The organism is Pseudochelatococcus sp. (genome assembly GCF_050946405.1).
Lineage (GTDB): Bacteria > Pseudomonadota > Alphaproteobacteria > Rhizobiales > Beijerinckiaceae > Pseudochelatococcus.
Genome location: NZ_JBMNUS010000004.1, coordinates 105,147 through 125,982 on the forward strand (window position 1 = coordinate 105,147; position 20,836 = coordinate 125,982).

The 20,836-nt window shown below is 65.6% G+C and carries 17 protein-coding genes; 8 read left to right on the forward strand and 9 right to left on the reverse strand.

Annotation, left to right across the window (positions count from 1 at the left end; genetic code table 11):
* Nucleotides 1-193 precede the first annotated feature (193 nt).
* Entirely contained in the window at nucleotides 194-2,314 is a 2,121-nt protein-coding gene (locus ACOYJQ_RS08345) for a TonB-dependent siderophore receptor (RefSeq protein WP_433457608.1), read from the forward strand.
* Between the two features lie 45 nt (nucleotides 2,315-2,359).
* On the opposite strand, the gene ACOYJQ_RS08350 is transcribed toward ACOYJQ_RS08345, so the two are convergent.
* The 3 genes from ACOYJQ_RS08350 to ACOYJQ_RS08360 form a co-directional block, all read right to left on the reverse strand.
* The gene (locus ACOYJQ_RS08350) at nucleotides 2,360-3,253 is read right to left on the reverse strand and encodes a helix-turn-helix domain-containing protein (RefSeq protein ID WP_433457850.1); all 894 of its coding nucleotides are present in this window, start codon (nucleotides 3,251-3,253) and stop codon (nucleotides 2,360-2,362) included.
* Nucleotides 3,250-3,495, reverse strand: coding sequence for a hypothetical protein (locus tag ACOYJQ_RS08355; RefSeq protein WP_433457609.1), 246 nt, complete (start codon nucleotides 3,493-3,495; stop codon nucleotides 3,250-3,252). The genes ACOYJQ_RS08350 and ACOYJQ_RS08355 overlap by 4 nt, the downstream gene beginning before the upstream one ends.
* A 440-nt stretch (nucleotides 3,496-3,935) precedes the next feature.
* Nucleotides 3,936-5,261 carry an NAD(P)/FAD-dependent oxidoreductase gene (locus tag ACOYJQ_RS08360; protein WP_433457611.1) on the reverse strand — a complete coding sequence of 442 codons (1,326 nt, stop codon included), beginning with the start codon at nucleotides 5,259-5,261 and terminating at the stop codon, nucleotides 3,936-3,938.
* A gap of 582 nt (nucleotides 5,262-5,843) precedes the next feature.
* Between ACOYJQ_RS08360 and lldP the strand changes: the two genes are divergently transcribed.
* From lldP to dld, 4 genes are all read left to right on the forward strand, one after another.
* Nucleotides 5,844-7,508: an L-lactate permease gene (gene lldP, locus ACOYJQ_RS08365; RefSeq protein WP_433457613.1), complete on the forward strand. Its 1,665-nt coding sequence runs from the start codon at nucleotides 5,844-5,846 to the stop codon at nucleotides 7,506-7,508.
* Between the two features lie 150 nt (nucleotides 7,509-7,658).
* Nucleotides 7,659-8,417 carry a transcriptional regulator LldR gene (gene lldR / locus ACOYJQ_RS08370; protein ID WP_433457614.1) on the forward strand — a complete coding sequence of 253 codons (759 nt, stop codon included), beginning with the start codon at nucleotides 7,659-7,661 and terminating at the stop codon, nucleotides 8,415-8,417.
* A 5-nt stretch (nucleotides 8,418-8,422) separates the two neighbouring features.
* Nucleotides 8,423-9,604 (forward strand): FMN-dependent L-lactate dehydrogenase LldD, encoded by a 1,182-nt coding sequence (lldD, locus tag ACOYJQ_RS08375; RefSeq protein ID WP_433457616.1) that lies wholly within the window; start codon nucleotides 8,423-8,425, stop codon nucleotides 9,602-9,604.
* The gene (gene dld / locus ACOYJQ_RS08380; RefSeq protein WP_433457617.1) at nucleotides 9,601-11,331 is read left to right on the forward strand and encodes a D-lactate dehydrogenase; all 1,731 of its coding nucleotides are present in this window, start codon (nucleotides 9,601-9,603) and stop codon (nucleotides 11,329-11,331) included. The genes lldD and dld overlap by 4 nt, the downstream gene beginning before the upstream one ends.
* 263 nt (nucleotides 11,332-11,594) lie before the next feature.
* Here the strand turns inward: dld and ACOYJQ_RS08385 are convergent, their stop codons facing one another.
* On the reverse strand, nucleotides 11,595-12,344 hold the full coding sequence (locus tag ACOYJQ_RS08385; protein ID WP_433457618.1) for a sulfite exporter TauE/SafE family protein: 750 nt from the start codon (nucleotides 12,342-12,344) through the stop codon (nucleotides 11,595-11,597).
* 97 nt (nucleotides 12,345-12,441) lie between these two features.
* On the opposite strand from ACOYJQ_RS08385, the gene ACOYJQ_RS08390 reads away from it, so the two are divergent.
* Nucleotides 12,442-13,332: a LysR family transcriptional regulator gene (locus tag ACOYJQ_RS08390; protein WP_433457619.1), complete on the forward strand. Its 891-nt coding sequence runs from the start codon at nucleotides 12,442-12,444 to the stop codon at nucleotides 13,330-13,332.
* A 91-nt stretch (nucleotides 13,333-13,423) separates the two neighbouring features.
* On the opposite strand, the gene ACOYJQ_RS08395 is transcribed toward ACOYJQ_RS08390, so the two are convergent.
* Complete coding sequence (locus ACOYJQ_RS08395; RefSeq protein WP_433457851.1) at nucleotides 13,424-14,344, reverse strand: alpha/beta hydrolase family protein; 921 nt, start codon at nucleotides 14,342-14,344, stop codon at nucleotides 13,424-13,426.
* A gap of 60 nt (nucleotides 14,345-14,404) precedes the next feature.
* Between ACOYJQ_RS08395 and ACOYJQ_RS08400 the strand changes: the two genes are divergently transcribed.
* Complete coding sequence (locus tag ACOYJQ_RS08400) at nucleotides 14,405-14,974, forward strand: TetR/AcrR family transcriptional regulator (RefSeq protein WP_433457620.1); 570 nt, start codon at nucleotides 14,405-14,407, stop codon at nucleotides 14,972-14,974.
* Between the two features lie 28 nt (nucleotides 14,975-15,002).
* On the opposite strand, the gene ACOYJQ_RS08405 is transcribed toward ACOYJQ_RS08400, so the two are convergent.
* Entirely contained in the window at nucleotides 15,003-16,553 is a 1,551-nt protein-coding gene (locus tag ACOYJQ_RS08405; protein ID WP_433457621.1) for an MFS transporter, read from the reverse strand.
* A 177-nt stretch (nucleotides 16,554-16,730) separates the two neighbouring features.
* On the opposite strand from ACOYJQ_RS08405, the gene ACOYJQ_RS08410 reads away from it, so the two are divergent.
* On the forward strand, nucleotides 16,731-17,615 hold the full coding sequence (locus tag ACOYJQ_RS08410; protein ID WP_433457622.1) for a LysR substrate-binding domain-containing protein: 885 nt from the start codon (nucleotides 16,731-16,733) through the stop codon (nucleotides 17,613-17,615).
* Nucleotides 17,616-17,664: 49 nt separating this feature from the next.
* Here ACOYJQ_RS08410 and bhcD read toward each other — a convergent pair whose 3' ends face one another.
* The 3 genes from bhcD to bhcB form a co-directional block, all read right to left on the reverse strand.
* Complete coding sequence (gene bhcD / locus ACOYJQ_RS08415) at nucleotides 17,665-18,630, reverse strand: iminosuccinate reductase BhcD (protein WP_433457623.1); 966 nt, start codon at nucleotides 18,628-18,630, stop codon at nucleotides 17,665-17,667.
* A gap of 65 nt (nucleotides 18,631-18,695) precedes the next feature.
* Entirely contained in the window at nucleotides 18,696-19,859 is a 1,164-nt protein-coding gene (gene bhcC, locus ACOYJQ_RS08420) for a 3-hydroxy-D-aspartate aldolase BhcC (RefSeq protein WP_433457624.1), read from the reverse strand.
* 27 nt (nucleotides 19,860-19,886) lie between these two features.
* Entirely contained in the window at nucleotides 19,887-20,834 is a 948-nt protein-coding gene (gene bhcB / locus ACOYJQ_RS08425; RefSeq protein ID WP_433457625.1) for a beta-hydroxyaspartate dehydratase BhcB, read from the reverse strand.
* Nucleotides 20,835-20,836 lie beyond the last annotated feature (2 nt).

Consider the following 20,836-nt stretch of genomic DNA (forward strand, 5'->3'; position numbering starts at 1 on the left):
GACAAGCTCGCTCAAGTTAGCAAGTTGCCCAAGATGATACCGGGCATCCTGTCGTCGCCCGCCATTCGGGGATATCCCGATCATGGCGCCGGAGGCATGCTTTCGATGGGAATCAACAGGCACTCACTCGGGCAATGCGGACGCCAGCCTTGCACATCGCCAGTAATAGCAACACAAATTTTTGGAAATTACAATGATTATAAAGCAACATGCTGGAGACAGCAGGAACTCCGTCATTCATTATCGGAGTACGCTATTACTGGGCTGCGCGGCGCTTGTCTCCCTTCTGCCGGCCGGATTGCGGGCTCAGGAAGCCGGGGCGGATTCCGTCATCGTTCTCGACACGATCACCGTCGGGGGCACCCGCGCCGATGACGACGCGCGCTCGATCGTGGCGACGCGCACATCGAGCGGCAGCAAGATGATGACGGATATCCTCGATACGCCGGCGTCGGTCTCCGTGATCACGGCGAAGGAAATGCAGCAGCGCGGCGTCCAGAGCGTCGAGGAAGCGCTCAAGTACACCGCCGGCGTGACGGCGGATTTCTATGGCTCCGACGACCGGTTCGACTTCTTCAAGATCCGGGGCTTCGATGCCCAGACCTATCGCGACGGCCTTCCGCTGGGCCGCCCCTTCGGCGGGGTGCGGGAGGAAGTCTTCGCCTTCGAGCGCATCGAGGTTCTGAAGGGCGCCAATTCGACCGTCTTCGGCGTCGCCGATCCGGGTGGAACTGTCAATTACGTCAGCAAGCGCCCCAAGACCGAAAGGTTCGGCGAGGCTTACGTCTCCGGCGGATCGTTCAGCCTCATCGAGGGCGGTTTCGACTTCGGCGACAACATCACCAAGGACGGCACGCTGTCGTATCGTCTGACCGGAAAGTTCAGAAGAGCCGATGACGAGTACGACTATTCGCGAGACGATCAGAACTTCTTCATGGGCGGGCTGACGTGGCGTCCGAGCGACAGGACAAGCCTGAGCATCGTCTACGATCATCTCAACCGCGACGGCGTTCCCGGCAGCGGCGGGCACCCCGTGGGCTCCGATTTCGACAGGAACGTGTTCTTCGGCGAGCCCGACTTCAACTATCGCGGCACGGACCGGGACACGGTCAGCGTGATGTTCGACCACGATTTCGGCTCCGGCCTGAGCTTCAGCTCCAACGCGCGTTACAGCAACACCGATACCGATTTCGGCTACGCCTATATTTCCGCCACGCCGACGAACGGATCGACCATCGCCAACCGGGCATTCTTCGCCAACAAATTCTCAAGCGAGAATTTCGTCGCCGACGCGCATTTGCAGTACGACGCGACCTTCAACACCGTCAAAAGCCGTACCCTGATCGGTGTGGGGTATAACGACCTGACATCCGATACCGATACGAACTGGGGGCCTGCGCCGGGTATCGACTGGACCAACCCTGTCTTTTCCGGTCCGCCAACGTCGCTTCCGCTCATCAGCAGCACGCGAAACGACCAGACCACCAAATCCGTCTACGCACAGCAGGAGTTGACGATCGCGGACAAGCTCATCGCGACGGTCGGGCTGCGCAACGACTGGCTCGATCTGAGCGCCAGGAACAAGCTCAACAACACGCTGTCCAAGGACGATGTCAGCGAATTCTCGAAGCGCATCGGCCTGACCTACAAGTGGACCGAGCAACTGTCCACCTATGCGAGCTACGCCGAGTCCGTCGCGCCCCCGTCGCTGGGCGTCGAGCCCGAACGCGGCGAACAGTTCGAGGTCGGCATCAAGTATCGGCCCGACGCATTCCCCGGATTGTTCAGCGCCGCCATCTACGACCTGAGCAAGACCAACATCACCGTCACCAACCCGGCCACGCTGGTTCAGTCCACGATCGGCGAGGTGCGCGTCAGGGGTCTCGACCTCGAGGCGAAGGCGGAGCTGGCGAACAACATCAGCCTGACCGCGGCCTATTCCTATCTCGATGCCGAGATCGCCGAGGACGGAACGGCCGCCAACGTGGGCAATCGCCCGCAGTTCGTGCCCCGGCATGCGGCCTCGCTATGGCTCGGCTATCTGCTGAAAGGCGAAGGGGTTCGCGGCGACATGACGTTCGGCGTCGGCGGGCGCTACACGGGTTCCTATTACTTCGACAACGCCAACACCACATCGACCGGCAGCAATTTCGTCGTCGACGCCGCCTTCAGCTACAAGGTCCTCGAAAACACCTCGCTGGAGGTCAATGTCAGCAATCTGTTCGACAAGAAGCACGTCGCCTACGGCGGTTTCGGGGCGGACTGGTACAATCCCGGCCGCAGGATTTCCGCAACGCTGCGCCATACGTGGTGAGATGAAGTCCCGCCCGCAACCATGCGGGCGGGACAGCCTTCGCTGTCAGCCGGTCTGGCGCATGCGCCGCCACGCGGCGGGCGTTTCCCCGGCGACCTGCCTGAAGGCCTTCGTCAGATGCGCCTGATCGGAAAATCCGAGCTGGACCGCGATATCCGCAATGGTCAGGTCGCTTTCCGCCAGCAGCTTCCTGGCGAGATCGATACGGCGCCCGAGTTGCCATTGCAGCGGCGTGGTGCCGGTGGTCTGCTTGAAGACATTGGCGAACCAGCTCTCGGACAGGCCCACCGTCGCGGCCATTTCGGCAACCGTCAGCCGGCATCCGCTGCAAGCGTCGATGCGCGCGATCAGCTTGTTCATCTGCGCCTGGGTAAGCCTGCCGCCTGGCCGCTCGCCGCCCCGCTCGGGGATATCGAGAAGCCCGGTGACGATGCTGCCGACGAGGCTTTCGGCATAAACCGCGTGTTTCGACGGATGCGATACTTCGTCGACCAGCAGGCTGGCGAGTTTCTCGATGGCGACGATATCCTGAACCTCCACAGGGCGACGCAACGCCGTGAGCGCGACCGACGCGCCGACCGACGGCGACAGAAATCTCAACATCCGATCCTTGTGCACATGCAGATCCAGATGCGAGAAGCGATGCGATGAGGTGAAACTGGTCCACAAGGGAACGCCGGCCGGCACATACAGCGCGCGCGTCATCCGGCGGTAATGCCGCTCGAACCCGCCTTCCCTGTTGGTCATCTGAATGTGCGGCGATACGTCGTTGAAGAAGATCACGATGCGCGGATCGGGAGACAGGTAGTAGGCCTTCGCTCCGGCCTCACCCTCCGCATCCCAGAAGACGCTCATCAGGCCGTCGAGGCCGCGCCATTTGACCGGCGCGAGCGCCCGGATGCCTTCGGTATGGCAGGCCATGGAATGCCGATAGCTCACCATGTCCATTCAACCTTGCAGCCGGCCCCTGTCGTGACGAGGCGCTTCGGCATCGTCGTCGCAAGCACCCGCATCTCGATGAACCCGGTATTCACGACCAGCTCTCCAGAAAGAGACGGAACGGCCGAAAGGCGCGCCCCGGTCGCCGTCATTGCAGGCACATCCGCCTGACGCCGAAAGACAGGAACCGGAGATGCCGTGTAATGATGAAAGACGTCAACGCGATTTTCGCCGATCGTCATGGAATAGTATATTTATCTTGCAAAGTCGTGACACGCAATAGTTGGCAGAAACCTTATGATAATTACAATTTTGGCTACTCTAAAATTTGTATAATTTTAAATTTGAGCTTGCGGCATGATTTGAGCTTTATTTTCCGAGGAAGCACGCCGGATGGGACGCCGATCGCCCGGAGACCGGCGGCAGATCGACGATATAAGGCAGGCGCGCTCGCATGGATGACCGCGCATTCCCGATACCTGGAACTCCTGACAAAACCTCGCGGAGTCGGCTGACCGGTGGTTTTAGCCCCCTGCCGCGTTGTCGATCCTCAGTGACGCAACCGGCATCGACTGCGTTCGGCGCCTTGCAGGATGACGGCAATCGGAATGCGCTCGAAACAAGGAAGCCGGAATACGGCCTGTTTCAAGCTGAACAAGGCGTATCCAGTCGGTTCGATGCTCTAATTTTTCCGGTTGAGTTGCGATCCCTGCGTGATCAGCCGTGCGCTGTGCTGGCCGGTAAGGTAGCTCCACAACCAGCTCCACGCGACCGCGGCGCGGCTGCGCGTGCCGATCAGGAAGAAAATATGCGCGATCCCCCACACCCACCAGGCAAGCCCGCCGCGCAGGCGCAGCCGTCCCATATGAACGACCGCCGCGCCCTTGCCGATCGTGGCCAGATTGCCCTGATGGCGGTAATGGAAAGGTTCCGGCGCGCGCTCGCCGGCCAGCCGCGCCCGGATCAGGCGGGCGACGTATTCGCCTTGCTGTTTGGCCGCCGGCGCAATCCCCGGAACCGGACCGCCATCGGGAGCCTTCACGGCGGCGGTATCGCCTATGACGAAAATCTCCGGCCGATCGGCCAACGTCAAATCGGGCCGGACGGGCACCCTTCCGGCACGGTCCCCTTCCACGCCCAGCCATCCGGCGGCGGGTGAGGCCGCCACTCCGGCCGCCCAGACCGAGGTGCGGCAGGGAATGAACTCGTCGCCGATCCGCAGGCCCTCGCCGGTGCAATCCGAAACCGGCTGCCCGAGTCGCAGCTCGACGCCGCGTTTTTTCAGCGCCTCGGCGGCGTAAGTCGACAGATCTTCCGGGAAAGCCGCGAGAACGCGAGGCCCGGCCTCGATCAGCATGACGCGCGCCTTGCGCGTATCGATGTTGCGAAACTCCTGCCAGAGCGTCTGTTTCGCCAGTTCCGCGATAATGCCAGCCAGTTCGACTCCGGTCGGGCCGGCGCCGATCACGCCGAAAGTCAGCAAAGCCTCGCGTTTCGCCGGGTCCGGTTCGCGCTCGGCGCGCTCGAAAGCCAGAAGCAGACGGCGGCGGATCGTCGTGGCGTCCTCCAGCGTCTTGAGACCGGGCGCGACGGTTTCCCATTCGTCATGACCGAAATAGGCATGCCGGGCGCCCGTCGCCACCACCAGCGTATCGTAGCCGACGCTGTCTCCGTCTTCCAGTTCCACCACCCGGCGGGCCGTGTCGACACCGACGACGCGCGCCAGCAGCGTGCTCACCTCCTTGCGGTCGCGGAACAGCCGGCGGATCGGCCAGGCGATTTCGGACGTGGCGAGGATGGTGGTCGCCACCTGATAGAGCAGAGGCTGGAACAGATGATGGTTGCGCTGGTCGATGAGCGTGACCCGGACGCCCGCGCCGCTCAGGCGGTGGACGAGATGCAAGCCGCCGAAACCCGCGCCGATCACGACGACATGATGGCGGCCGTCTTTCGGCTCCGGGGAAACAACTGCTGCGTCGGCGCGGGCCGTGCCCGGGGCGAGAGACATGACCGGCTCCTTATCATGACAGATCTCAATCGGTAGCACCGGCATGTTACACGCCTCTGACGCAGGGCAAAGACAAGTTTTGAGCGGACGATCCACCGTCGCCCGCCGCGCGCGCAGCCGCCCCGAGCCGCGCCGTCACGCGCGCCCCTTTCCGCCTGAATGTTTCGTATGAAATCAGTTGACTCCGGCGCGCATTTCACCTTATGTCGCGAAATTGGTATGATGGTCTGACCAAAACTGGACGGATTCAAAAAAGCAAACGACAAGATCACCGGGAGTCGCAACGCATGAAGCGCATCACCTCGCCGCCATGGATCGTCATGATCCCGGCCGCAGCATGCACAAGCCCGACGGCATCATGGGGCCGGAGGGAATCGGACCGGAACCGCGCCATTCAAAGCCTGCGCCGACAGCGATCCGCAGGCGCCGTTGACCGCAGCCCGCCGACGTAGCCTCGGCCGGCCTTTTCCCCGCAGCGATAAATGGTCAGACCAGTTTGACCGTAACCGTCCCGGCAGCGCAGACGTCGGCATGGACGCCGCCTGCCGTTCCGCACCCGCCCCAACGTGGAGCCCTCACACCATGCAAGCCTGGGCACAAGTTTACGATCCCGCAGGCAACATATGGCTTTCGAGCCTCGTGGCGCTTGTTCCGATAGCCTTCTTCTTCGTCGCGCTGACCGTCCTGCGCCTCAAGGGACACGTCGCCGGCACGATCACCGTCGTCCTGTCGCTGCTGGTGGCGATCCTCTTCTACGGCATGCCCGTCGACCGGGCGCTGGCGTCGGGCGTCTTCGGCTTCTTCTACGGCCTCTGGCCGATCGCCTGGATCATCGTCGCCGCGGTGTTCCTGTACAAGGTTTCGGTCAAGACCGGCCAGTTCGACATCATCCGCTCGTCGATCCTGTCCATCACCGAGGACCAGCGCCTGCAAATGCTGCTCGTCGGCTTCGCCTTCGGCGCGTTTCTGGAGGGCGCGGCCGGCTTCGGCGCGCCGGTGGCGATCACGGCGGCGCTTCTGGTCGGGCTCGGCTTCAAGCCGCTTTACGCCGCCGGCCTGTGCCTCATCGCCAACACCGCCCCGGTCGCCTTCGGCGCCATGGGCATCCCGATCATCGTCGCCGGGCAGGTCACCGGCCTCGATCCCTTCGAGATCGGCCAGATGGCCGGACGGCAGTTGCCGCTGCTGACCATCATCGTGCTGTTCTGGATCATGGCGATCATGGACGGCTGGCGCGGCGTGCGCGAGACCTGGCCCGCGGTTCTGGTCGGCGGCGGATCGTTCGCCGTCGCCCAGTTCGTGACCTCGAACTACATCGGGCCGGAACTGCCGGACATCACTTCCGCCATCGCCTCGCTGGTCGCCCTGACGCTGTTTCTCAAGGTATGGCAGCCGAAGCACATCTTCCGCTTCGCGCTGAGCGCCGAGGAAGCCGCCTCCGGCGCGGGCACGCACAAGGCCGGCGCGCATCACACGCCGGGGCAGGTGCTGAAAGCCTGGTCGCCCTTCCTCATCCTCACCGCCATGGTGACGCTGTGGAGCCTGCAACCGTTCAAGCAGCTCTTCGCCGCCGGCGGGCCGCTGGCGAGCTGGGTGATCAAGATCGAGGTGCCGTTCCTGCACCGTCTCGTCGAGAAGACGCCGCCGATCGTGCCGCAGCCCACGCTTTACGACGCCGTCTACCAGTTCAACTGGTTCTCGGCCACCGGCACGGCCATCCTCATCGCGGCGCTGCTGTCGGTGCTCTATCTGCGCATGCGCCCGGCAGACGCCGCCCGGACCTTCGGCGAGACCGTGAACGAGCTGAAGATCCCGATCTACGCCATCGGCATGGTGCTGGCGTTCGCCTTCATCGCCAATTATTCGGGCCTCTCGGCGACTCTGGCGCTGGCGCTGGCGCATACCGGCAGGGCGTTCACGTTCTTCTCGCCCTTCCTCGGCTGGCTCGGCGTGTTCCTTACCGGCTCCGACACATCGTCGAACGCCTTGTTCGGCGCGCTGCAAGCGACCACCGCCCAGCAGATCGGCGTTTCCGACGTGCTGCTCGTGGCCGCCAACACCACCGGCGGCGTGACGGGCAAGATGATCTCGCCCCAATCCATCGCCATCGCCTGCGCGGCCGTGGGACTGGCGGGACGCGAGTCGGACCTGTTCCGCTTCACGCTGAAGCACAGTCTGTTCTTCACGGTGCTGATCGGCATCATCACCACGTTGCAAGCCTACGTCCTGACGTGGATGATCCCCTGACGCGCCTCGCCGCCGGCCTGCGTCAGCGCGGCCGGCGGCGGTTTCCAAACACTTCTCCGGGACATTGGAGAATACCGCGTATTGACCTTTCCCACGGCTTTTCCTAAATTTTGGTCTGACCAAAATCCGGGAGCCGGGAACACCGATACGATGAAACCCATGCGGTTGTCCGATCACATCGCCGATCAGCTCGAGATCCTGATCAACGCACGCGGCCTGAAGCCGGGCGACCGTCTGCCGGCCGAACGCAAGCTCGCGGAGGAACTCGGCGTCTCGCGCTCCTCCGTGCGCGAAGCGATTCAGAAACTTGCCAGCCGCAGCCGGCTCACCAGCCGCGCCGGCGGCGGCACCTACGTCAACGCTCCCCTGCCGGGATGGTCGGACGAGGCCATCGTCGACCCGTTGGCCGGGCTGTTCAAGGACAATCCGGCCTATCGCTACGACGTGCTGGAAATCCGCCATGCGCTCGAGGGCGCGGCGGCCTTTCACGCCGCCCTGCGCGCCACGGACGAGGACAAGGACAAGCTGCGCACCTGCTTCGACGCCATGATCGCCCTGCACGACCGCGAGAACCCCATGGACGAGGCGCGCGCCGATGCGACCTTCCACCTGACCATCGCCGAGACGTCGCACAATCTCGTGCTGCTTCAGGTGATGCGCGGCCTTTTCAACCTGCTGCAAACCAATATCTCCCAGAACCTCGAAAAGCTGTACACGCTGCCGCGCGTGTTCGAGCCGCTGTCTTCACAGCACCGCGAGCTGATGGAGGCGGTCATCGCCGGCGATCCCGAGCGCGCCCGTCTCGCCGCCCATGTGCACATCGACTTCGTGCACAATTCCCTGAAATCCATCGACGAGGACGAGGCCCGCAGGGCACGGGCGTTCCGTCCGCCGTCGGCGAAAGTGTAGACGCCATGATCATCTCCGCCTCCACCGACTACCGCGAAGCCGCCCGGCGCAAGCTGCCGCCGTTCCTGTTCCACTACATCGACGGCGGCGCCTATGCGGAGCACACGCTGCGCCGCAACGTCGGTGACCTCGCCGACATCGCCCTGCGCCAGCGCGTGCTGCGCAACATGTCGGATCTCAGCGTGAACACGGAGCTGTGGGGCGAGAAGCTCGACATTCCCGTCGTCCTCGCTCCCGTCGGTCTGACCGGCATGTTCGCCCGGCGCGGCGAGGTGCAGGCGGCGCGCGCCGCAACGCGCAAGGGCGTGCCCTTCACCCTGTCGACCGTCTCCGTCTGCCCCATCGAGGAAGTAGCGCCGGCCATCGAGCGGCCGATCTGGTTCCAGCTTTATGTGCTGCGCGACCGCGGTTTCATGAAGAACGCACTCGAACGGGCGCAGGCCGCCGGCGTGAAGACGCTGGTCTTCACCGTCGACATGCCGGTGCCCGGCGCGCGCTACCGTGACGCCCATTCCGGCATGAGCGGCCCCCACGCCGAATTCCGCCGCCTGCTGCAAGCCGTCACCCATCCCGCGTGGGCATGGGATGTGGGCGTGAACGGCCGGCCGCACGATCTCGGCAACGTTTCGCGGTATCTGGGCAAGGCGACCGGCCTCAAGGATTACATCGGCTGGCTCGGCGCGAACTTCGATCCCTCCATCTCGTGGCAGGATCTCGAATGGATTCGCGACTTCTGGAAAGGCCCCATCGTCATCAAGGGCATTCTCGATCCCGCCGACGCGCGCGATGCGGTCGGCTTCGGCGCTGACGGCATCATCGTGTCCAATCACGGCGGGCGCCAGCTCGACGGCGTGCTGTCGTCCGTGCGGGCGCTGCCGGCAATCGCCGAAGCGGTCGGCGGCGACCTCAAGATCCTCGTCGACGGCGGCGTGCGCACCGGTCTCGACGTGGTGCGGCTCATTGCGCTGGGGGCCGATGCGGTGCTCATCGGCCGCGCCTTCGTCTATGCGCTCGCGGCGGCCGGCGAGGCCGGCGTCGTCAACCTGCTCGAACTGTTCGAGAAGGAGCTGCGCGTCGCCATGACGCTGACCGGCGTGAAATCGATCGCCGAGCTCGACCGCAGTTCGCTGGCCATCGACCCGGAACTCACGAAAGCCATCGCTGCGGAGGTGAAACAAGTTCCATGAGCGCGACGAACACCGGTAACGAGACGCTGCTGAAATCGTTCAGGGATATCGTCGGCGACAGGCATGTGCTGACGGGCGCCAGGGAAACCCGCCGCTTCCGCAAGGGCTACCGCTTCGGCGACGGCAACGTGCTCGCCGTCGTCCGGCCGGGCACGCTGGTGGAGCAATGGCGCGTGGCGCAGGCCGCCGTGCGCGCCGGCAAGATCATCATCATGCAGGCGGCCAACACCGGCCTCACCGGCGGCTCGACCCCCGACGGCGACGCCTATGACCGCGAGATCGTGCTGATCAGCACGCGCCGCCTCTCCGGCGTCCAGCTCGTCGACGAAGGCCGGCAGGCGATCTGCCTGCCCGGCGCGACCCTCGACAGTCTCGAAAAGATGCTGAAGCCGCTCGGGCGCGAGCCGCATTCGGTGATCGGGTCATCCTGCATCGGCGCATCGGTGCTGGGCGGCGTGTGCAACAACTCCGGCGGAGCGCTGGTGCGCCGGGGGCCCGCATTCACGCAGCTCGCGCTCTACGGACAGGTCGGCGAGGACGGCGTCCTGCGCCTCGTCAACCACCTCGGCGTGCAACTCGGCAACGAGCCCGAGGAAATCCTCGACCGGCTGGAGAAGGGCCGCTATGCCCCCGCCGACGTTATCCACGACGAACGTCTCGCCGCGTCCGACCACAACTACGGCCGGCATGTGCGCGATGTCGACGCCGATACGCCCGCCCGCTTCAACGCCGATCCGGGGCGGCTTTTCGAGGCTTCCGGCTCGGCCGGCAAGCTCGTGCTGTTCGCGGTGCGGCTCGATACCTTTCCGGCGGAGCAGAGCCAGGTATTCTATATCGGCGCCAACGACACCGCGAGCCTGACCGGCGTCCGCCGGTACATGCTCACCGTTCCGGAGCAGCTGCCGATCGCCGGCGAATACATCCACCGCGATGCCTTCGATATCGGCGAAACCTACGGCAAGGACGTCTTCCTGCTCATCGACAGGCTGGGCACGGAATATGTGCCGAAAGCCTTCGCGCTGAAGAGCCGCATCGACGCCTTCTTCGAGGGATTGGGCCTTCGGGGCGTCACAGACACCATCCTGCAAGCGGCGATGTCGCTGCTGCCCGGCCACCTGCCCCGGCGCATCAAGGAGTTCCGCGCGCATTACGACCATCACTTGCTGGTCCGGGTGTCGGCCGACAGCGTGGAGGAGACGCGGGCGTTCCTCAAATCCTTCTTCGAAGCGAACGACGGCGATTTCTTCGAGTGCGACGCCGAGGAAGGCCGCAAGGCGTTCCTGCACCGCTTCGCCGTCGCGAGCGCGGCCATCCGCTACCGGGACACGCACCGCGGCAGCGTCGAGGACATCGTGGCGCTCGACATCGCCCTGCGCCGCAACGACACGGACTGGTTCGAGCGCCTGCCGGCGGACATCGGGGGCAAGCTGGTCAACAAGCTCTACTACGGGCACTTCTTCTGCCACGTCTTCCATCAGGACTACATCGTCCGCAAGGGTCACGATCCGATCGCCATCGAACATGCGATGTGGCGCATTCTCGACGACCGCGGCGCGGAATATCCGGCCGAGCACAACGTCGGCCATCTCTACCACGCCAAGCCGACGCTCAAGAAATTCTATCGCAATCTCGACCCGTGCAACGTCCTCAACCCCGGTATCGGCAACACGTCGAAATTCTATTGCTGGGCCGAGGCGCCGCAGACGCCGGATGCCCACAGCAAATAAAGCGCTTTCCGATCAAATGGAAATCATTTTATCGATCAGAATTCGCTCGAAAAAAGAAAACGGATTCTATCCTGTTTCAGTTAAAACAGGATAGAGCATCGTGCAGAAAAGCGGGCACCACCTTTCGTCGACAAAGATGCGTTAAATCAAAAAGTTAGAGCGTCAGTTCTGATTCCATCAGAACGTCCGACGCTCTAGAATTTTCAGGGGAACGAGAGCTTTCCGGCGTTTCATCAGAACGCCGGCGGGCTCCGGGCGGCCGATCAGGAGAGCGATCCCAGACACATCTGCGCGCCCAGCAGCAGCAGGCAGAACAGGAACCCGCGGCGGAATGCGGCGGGACCGATCCTGTTGCGGACAAGCTGGCCGGCCAGCATGCCGGCCAAAGCCGGCGCGACCGCGAGGGCGGAAAGCACGATGCCGTCCGGCTGGAATGCGCCGCGCGCGCCGAGACCGGCGGCCAGCGCAACCGTCGATACCGTGAACGACAGCCCCAATGCCTGCACGAGATCGTCCCTGGCGAGCCCGAGCGCCTGAAGATAGGGCACGGCCGGAATGACGAACACGCCGGTGCCGCCGGTCACGATGCCCGTCGCCGCCCCGACGAGCGGCGACAGCCACGGTTCCAGGCGCGGCGGCACGTGAAACTGACGGGCGAAAAGGGTGAAGCCCGCGTAGACGACAAGCGCCGCGCCGAGCGCCGCGGTGGTCGGGCGGGTATCGCCGGCGGCGAGCCATGACGTGCCGAGCAGCGTTCCCGCGACGATGGCCGCCATCATCGGCCAGAGCCGGCGGATCAGCGGCCCCAGGCCCGGCCCGGCGAGAAGCTGCCAGATATTCGTGACGAAGGAGGGGACGATCAGCAGGCTCGCCGCAGCCAGCGGCGAGACGAGTGCGCCGAGCACGCCCATCGCCACCGTGGGCAAGCCCATGCCGGTGACGCCCTTGACGACACCGGCGGCGAAGAAGGTCGCCGCGACGGCGGCAAGCAGGAATGCGGATGTTTCGAACATGGCTCCTGCATAACGCATCCGACGCCCCGGACAATGCGGACGTTCCATAGCCTGACTTCGGCTGGCCCGAAGCCTCGTCATGCGATATCCTTGCATCATGCGTTTCGACCTGACCGACCTTCACCTGTTTCTGGCCGTCGTGGATGCCGGCATCATCACCCACGGCGCCGCGGAAGCCGGCCTTTCGTTGCCCGCCGCGAGCGAGCGGCTGCGCGACATGGAGGCGGTCGGCGAGGTCAGGCTGCTCGAGCGCGGGCGGCGCGGCGTCACGCCCACCGAGGCCGGCGAGGCGCTGGCCCATCATGCACGCGCGATCCTGCTCCGAATGGCGCAGATGCGAGGCGAGATGGGCGAATACGCGAAGGGGCTTCGCGCCACCGTCCGCGTTCTGGCCAACACGGCCGCGCTCACGGAGTTCCTGCCCGACCGGCTGGCGCCATGGATGGCCGCGCACCCGCAGGTCGACATCGATCTGAAGGAGAGGCAAAGCCCCGAGATCGCCCGCAGCGTCGCGGCCGGCTTCGCCGAAATCGGCATCCTGTCGGATGCGGTGGACACGCACGGGCTGACGCTGCGGCCCTTCGCCGTCGACCGGCTGATCGTGGTGGCGGCGCGCGATCATGCCCTGGCGGCGAGAAGGCATGCGCGCTTCGCCGACCTCTTCGGCGAGCATTTCATCGGGCTGACGGGCGGCGCCCTTCAGGAGCACATCGACGCGCAGGCGGCGAGAATCGGCGCCAGACAGAAGATCCGCGTGAGGCTGCGCACCTTCGACGCCATCTGCCGCGTCGCCGCTGAAGGCGCGGGCATCGGCATCGTGCCGGAAACGGCGGCGCGCCGGTGTCGCCGTTCGCCGCGTCCCGCCATCGTCCGGCTGGCCGACGCATGGGCGACGCGACACCTCTCGGTCTGCATCCGCGCCGAAGCGGAATTGCCCCCCGCAGCGCGAAACCTCTTCAGCCACCTGACGTCCTTCATCCCCGCCTGACGCTCTGCCAGATATATTGTCGTCAAAGTGAAGAGCGCTGTGTGAACCGATTTCTCCAGCACGATATGCAAGGCATGAAGGGATTCCCGTGTCAGCGATTGATGATGCGGCCCGGCCACGGATTGCGGCCGTCCCGAAGCCAGAGCAGGGTGTCGAGCCAGAAGCCGCTTGCATGGCTGTCGTGGAACAGGTCGAAATGGCCTATGGCGTCCCGGCCGTAATCCTCCGGTTTCAGAAGCACCGCGTTCCGCTCGGCGCCGGCATAATAGCCGAGCGTCCTGCGGACCGCCGATACGGTGCCGAACTCGTCATCGGCAACGGAGATGGCGAGGATCGGCGCGGTGACGGACGCCATGCGCGCAACGGCCCGCTGCCGCTCCGCGCGCGGATGGCTGCGCTCGAAACGCGGCCCGCGAAAACTCCATTCGTTCGCCACGCCGGCGGGCAAATCCTCCAGCCACCCCAGCCGCCGGCCGGGAAAATAGCCGCACAGCGCCGTCAGCGCCGGCATGGCGACATGCCATTTCAGGATCAGGCCGAGCCTGTGGCGCGCAACGTAATCGCCCCACCACGCATATTGCGCACCGACCGTCAGCATCCGGTCGATGAGCGGCGCGCTCTCCGCGAGCCCCGGCAGGAAGCCGCCGATACTGTGCCCGACGACCGCCAGCGGACCGTCGCGGCGCTGCCTCATGTAGCGGAGAGCCGCGTCGAAATCGCGCTCCCCCCAGTCGCGCCAGCGATAGCCGCAGCCTTTCAGGCGCGCGGGACGGGAAAGGCCGATGCCGCGATAGTCATATGTCAGGACATCGAAGCCGCGCGCCGTCAGGAAAAGGGCGTAGCGGTGATAGTAGCGCGAGAGCACGCCGGTGGCCGGGTTGACGATGACGCTGCCGTGCCCGCCGCCGTCCGGCGCGCACCATAAGCGGCCGCCGAGGCGAACACCGTCGCGGCAGACGATCTCGACCGCCTGGCTCTCCATGATAGGGGGGTGATGCGTCGTCTGGTTCATGTCGCCAGGATAGGCCGCGCGCATCGTTGTGTATATTCACTGGTCGGTATACAAAAAGCCATGAGCAAGATCCCCGCGACCACGCGCGAACGCATCGTCGCCGCCGCCGGAAAGCTGTTTCACGACGAGGGCATCAGGGCCGTCAGCGTCGACGCCGTTGCGGAAAAGGCGGGGCTGACGAAGCGTTCGCTCTATTATCACTTCCGCAGCAAGGACGATCTGATCGCCGCCTACCTCGAAACCCGCGATCAGCCGAACCTGGCCGTGTTCAAGCGCTGGTTCGCCGAGACGGAAGGCGATTTGGCGGAGAGGATCGAGGGCATTTTCCGGAATCTCGCCCGTTCGGCGCGGCATCCGAAATGGAAGGGATGCGGCTTTCTCCGGACATCCGTCGAACTCATCAACCTGCCCGGCCATCCGGCGATCGTCGCCGGGCGCGAGCACAAGAAGCGCGTCGAGGAATGGCTCTGCTCCGTCATCGAAGAGGCGGGCGAAAACAGGGACGCCCCTCTCCTCGCCCGCCAGATCATCCTGCTGCTCGACGGCGCCTTCGCCGTCGTCCTGCTCCACCGCGATCCGAGCTACATGGAGAGCGCGGGCAAGGCGGCGGCAAGCCTGATCAGAGCCTGAGCAGCGTTCGAGCGCCGGGAAAACGCCGTCACCGTTTCATTGAAGCAATGGGACCGCGAGGCGCGCGCATCAGCCGCCGAACGGCGACGGCCGACAGCCCGGCGATCGCCGCCGCCGCGAGCAGCGCCACCGAGAATCCGGCTGAATAGGCGGAAAGCGCCTGTGTCGTCGCAGCCTCCCGTTCCGCCCCCGCGAGACCGGCGACGGCTTGCGGCAGATCGCCGGCGACGACCGCGTCGGCGAAGGCGCGGGCCTGACGGCAGGCGTCGCCCCCGTCGCAGGAACCGGGCGCGAGCACGCCGCGCACGGCGGTGGCCAGAACGCCGCTCAGCGTGGCGAAGCCCAGTAAAATGCCGGAAAAGCGCGCCGTCGTGCTGATGCCGGACGCCATGCCCGCGCGCTCGCGCGGCACCACGCTCATGATCGCCTTCTGGGTCTCGCCGTTGAGCAGGCCGCCGCCGGCGCCGAGGACCACCATGCCGAGCATGACAAGCGGCCGGTCGCCGAGCCGCGCCGCCCACCCCGTCAATGCATTGCCGAAACCGACGACCAGAAGGCCGAGGGCGAGAATGTCCGCCGGGATCAATCGGCGGCCGAGCAGCCGGCCGACATGCGGAAAAGCCAGCATGGCGAGGGCGAAGGGCAGCATGGCGAAACCCGCCTCCAGCGGCGCGCGGCCGAGCCCGTTCTGGAGGAAGAGAGGCAGGAGCGACGCCATCACCTGCGCGCAGGCGGCATAGGCGAACATGGCCCACACGCCGCCGACAAGCCGCGGGTTGCGAAAAAGCCCGAGGTCCAGCATCGGGCGGACTTGCAGCCGCTCGGCGACGACGAAGGCTGCGAACGCACCGATACCCGCCGCGAAACCGGCAAGCGCGGTCGCGGATGTCCAGCCATGCGCCTGCCCGTTGATGAGCCCCCATGTCAGCCCGAACATCGCCGACGCGAAGAACACGATGCCGGCGGGATCGAGCCGTCTGGCGGCCTCGTCGCGCGATTCCCCCACGAACGCGACGGCGGCGGCGGCGAGCGCCGCGCAGATCGGGAGGTTGACATGAAAGGCCCATCGCCAGCCGAGCAGATGCGCGATGACGCCCCCGGCGATCGGCGAGAGCACCATCGTCAGGCCCATGATGCTGCCCCAGATCGCCCAGGCCCGATTCCGCTCCGCCTCGCCATGGAAGGTGTGGGCGATGACGGCGAGCGCCGGCGCCAGCAGGAAAGCCGCCGACGCGCCTTGCAGGGCGCGGGCGGCATAGAGGAAGGCCGCGGACGGCGCGAGTCCGCACAGGAGCGATGTCAGGGCGAAGGCGGCGATGCCGATCAGGAACACGCGCCGGCGGCCGAACCTGTCCGCGACCGCGCCGGCGGGCAGCAGCAGCGAAGCGAAGCACAGCACGTAGGTGCTGACCACCCATTCGATCTCCGCGAAGGTGGCGCCGAAATCGCGCGCGACGGTCGGCAGCACGATGGCGACGATGTTGGTGTCGAGAACCGTCATCGCGCAGCCGGTGGATGCCGTCAGCAGGACGAGAAACGGCCGCGCCGTCCCGCGTTCGAGAGAAACCCCGAGAGTCATGGCCGGGCCTCGCCGTGTGCGCGGGCATGGACTGGCAGGTGCGGGGCGGATGCTTCCGGCACGACGATCTCCTCCGTGGTGGTCAGGCGTCCCCAGTCAATCGCATCGTTGAATTCCTTTCATTCGCGGCTTTCTCGATTATTATTAGGTATGGACTAATTCATGCGGTGCGCCGGGATGGAGCTGAGACATTTCCGCTATTTCGTGGCGCTCGCCGAGGAGCTGCATTTCGCCCGCGCGGCCGAACGGCTCAACATCGCCCCGCCGACGCTGACGGTGCAGATTCAGGAAATCGAGCGCACGTTGTCGGCGCGCCTTTTCGCCCGCACGAAGCGTTCGGTCGCGCTCACGCCGGCGGGCGAGATCTTTCTGGCCGAGGCGCGCAACGTCCTCGACCAGTACGCGCGGGCCGAAAGCGTCGGCCGCCGCGCCGGCCGGGGCGAGATCGGCCGCGTCGAGATCGGCTATGTCGGTTCGGCCGCCTACGCCGGAGTCCTTCAGGAGCAGACGCGCCGCTTCCGCGAGGCGTGGCCGGACGTGCACCTTGGCGCGCGCGAGTGCCCGATGGGCGAACTGCCCGGCCTCGTCGCCGACGGCCATATCGACATCGGCTTCGTGCGCCTGCCGATGGCGCTGCCGCGCGCGCTGAAAAGGCATGTCCTGCTGCGCGACCGCTTTTGTCTCGCCCTGCCCGCCACCCACGGCGTGGCGGGAGAGACGCAGCCGCTGCGCGCCGGCCTGCTGGCGGGGGAAGCGTTCATCGCGCCCGAGCAGCGGGCGGGCACCTACGAGGTGGCCCGGCGCGGCCGGTTCGAGCCCCGTATCGTCTCCTCGCCCGGCAGCCTGCTCGCCGTGCTGACTCAGGTATCGCTCGGCACGGGAATATCGGTGATACCGGGCGTGGTGCGGGATATCGTGCAGATGCCGAACGTGGTTTTTCGCCCCATCGCCGGCGAGCCGATTCCCTCCGAGGTCGCCGCGATCTTCCGCACGGCCGAAAGCGCTCCGGCGGTCAGGATGCTCATCCGGCAGATCGCGTCCTCGCCCGCGATGGATCATTGAACGCGGGAATCGACTTTCGCCGCCCGCTGGGCCTCAGCGATCCATTCCGTCAGAAATCCACCTCGACGGCCACGCCCCCGGCAAGCGCCAGATCGACGGCGGCGGAGGCCACGGCCAGATCCTGAAGCCCCACGCCGGTGCCGTCGAAGAGGGTGATTTCCCGCGTTGCGGCGCGGCCGGGATGATCGCCATTGATGACGGCGCCGATCTCGACGATATCGCCGGCGCCGATCAGCCCCTTCGCGACGGCGTGCTGCGCCTCGCCGATCGTCACCGCCTGGGCTATCTCGTCCGTGAACACCGTGGCGCGCGCGACGAGAGCGGTCTCGACTTCCTGCTTGCCGCTCGTATCGGTTCCCATGCAGGCGAGATGGGTGCCCGGCCGCACCTGCGCGGCCCTGAGGATCGGCGCGAACGACGAGGTGATGGTGATGATCACGTCCGCTTCAGCCCCGAGCCGGTCGAGATCCACCGCCTCGAAGGGAACGCCCTTCTCCGCCGCGACCGCGGCGAGGCGGCCGAGCTTTTCGGGATGCAGGTTCCAGCCCACCACCTTCTCGAACGGGCGCTGATCGAGCGCGGCCCTGAGCTGGAAGGTCGACTGATGACCGGCCCCGACGATGCCGAGCACCCTGGAATCGGCGCGCGCCAGATGCTTGATCGAAACCGCGGAAGCCGCCGCCGTGCGCAAGGCCGTCAGCAGGTTGCCGCCCACCATCGCGCGGCAGCGGCCGGTATCGGCATCGAACAGGAACACGGTGGACTGGTGGTTGGTGAGCCCCCTCTCGGTGTTGCGCGGCCAGAAGCCCCCGGACTTGAGGCCGAGCGCGAGGCTCTCGCGGTCGAACCCCGACTTGAAGCCGTAGAGCGCATCGGCATGCCCGATGGCCTCGCGGACGACGGGAAAATTGCGGGCGGATTTCTTCGCCATCGATGCGAAGACCTGCTCGACCGCCGCGAAGCAAGCGTCGGCCGACACGAGCCCGGCGATTTCGCGCTCAGGGACGATGATCATGAGCCTTCCTCCTGTGGATATCGCGCCGGGGCAGGCCCCGGCCATTATTTTCAGCAGGCCGTTCTTCAAAAGGCTTTGCCGCGCGCCGAAACCGGCCAGAGCGTCTCGACCTTGCCGTTGCGCACGCCGACATACCAGTCATGGACATTGCAGGTCGGGTCGCAATGGCCGGTCACGAGCCGCAGCTTCTCGTTGATCCTGAGAACGCCGTGCGGGTCCTCGACCACCCCATGCTCGTCGCTGCATTTGACGTATTTCACATCGTCGCGGCCGTAGACGAAGGGCAGGCCCGAATCCACCGACTGCGCCTTGAGGCCCGCGTCGACCACCGCGAGGTGGGGCTTGGCGTGGCTCATGACCGAAGTCAGGATGAACAGGGCATTCTCCCATTCCCCCTTGTCGATGCGCTTGCCGTCCTTGTCCAGAATGCGGCCGTAGTCGCCGTCCATGAAGGCGTAGGAACCGCACTGCAATTCGTTGTAGACGCCCGAATTGCTCTCGAAATAATAGGAGCCCGTGCCGCCGCCGGAGACGATTTCCGGCTCCAGCCCCTCGGCCTTCAGCGCCGCCACCGCTTCCTTCACCTGCGCGATGGCGATGTCCAGCCTGGCCTTGCGATCCTCGTAGCGGTCGAGGTGCTGCATGGCGCCCTGATAGGCCTGCAAGCCCCTGAAGGCCAGATGGGGCGCCGCCACCGCCGCGCGGGCGATGTCGACGACCTCCGCGCCGGTCTTCACGCCGCAGCGTCCGGCGCCGCAATCGATCTCGACGAAGACGCCCAGTTCGGTGCCGTGCTTCCGCGCCGCCGCCGACAGATCGGCGATGTTGTCCACGTCGTCGACGCAGACGATGACGCTCGCGCCGTATTTCGGCAGCCGCGCTAGGCGATCGATCTTGGCGGGATCCCGGACCTCGTTTGTCACCAGAATGTCCTTGATGCCGGCGCGCGCGAACACCTCGGCCTCCGATACCTTCTGGCAGCAGACGCCGACCGCGCCACCCAGTTCCATCTGCAATTTCAGCACGTCGACGGATTTGTGCATCTTGCCGTGGGCGCGGTGGCGCATGTTGTGGGCGCGGGCGTAATCGCCGAGCTTCCTGATGTTGCGCTCCAGCGCGTCCAGATCGAGGATCAGGCAAGGCGTCTGGATATCGGCCTCGTCCATGCCCGGCAGGGCCGGCACGTCATAGCCGACCTCGAGATGGGCGAAATTGGCGGGCTTGTTCATCGTTCCTCTCCTTGGTTCCAAAGCCGTTCAGTTCCACGGCAATCTGTCGAGATCGACATTGCCGCCGGTGACGATCACACCCACGCGCTTGCCGGCGAAGACCTCGGGATTCCGCAGGATCGTCGCCAGCGGGACGGCGCTCGACGGCTCCATCACGATCTTCAGGCGCTTCCAGATCAACTTCATCGCATCGACGATCGCCTGCTCGGAAGCGGTATGGATATCGGTGACGTGACGGCTGACGAAGTGCCAGGTCAGTTCCTTCAGCGGCACCTTGAGCCCGTCCGCGATCGTGTCCGGTGCATCGTCGGCGATGATATGGCCGGCCCTGAAGCTGCGGAAGGCGTCGTCGGCCTGCGCGGGTTCCGCCGCGTAGATCTTCACCTGCGGCGCGAGGTTCGAAAGCGTCAGGCAGGTGCCCGAAACCATCCCGCCCCCGCCGATCGGGGCGACGACGGCATCCAGCCCCTCGACCTGCTCGATCAGTTCGGCCGAACACGTCGCCTGCCCCGCGATCACGCGATGGTCGTTGTAGGGATGCACGAATTCCGCGCCCGTTTCGGCGACGACGCCGGCGAAAACCGCCTCGCGGCTCGATGTGGACGGCTCGCACTCCACCACGCGCCCGCCGTAGCCGCGCACGGCGTCCTTCTTCGCCTGCGGCGCGGTGCGCGGCATCACGACCGTGCAGGGAATGCCGCGCCGCCCCGCCGCGTAGGACAGGCAGGTGCCGTGATTGCCGCTCGAATGGGTCGCGACGCCCCGTGCGGCCTGCTCCTGCGACAATCCGAAAACCGCGTTCGAGGCGCCGCGCGCCTTGAAGGCCCCTGCCTTCTGGAGGTTCTCGCACTTGAAGAACAGCGTCGCCCCGGTCAGTTCGTCGAGCATGCGCGAGGTCAGCACCGGCGTGCGGTGCACATGCGGCGCGATGCGGGCGCGCGCCAGCAGCATATCGTCCAGCGTTGGAATGTACATTG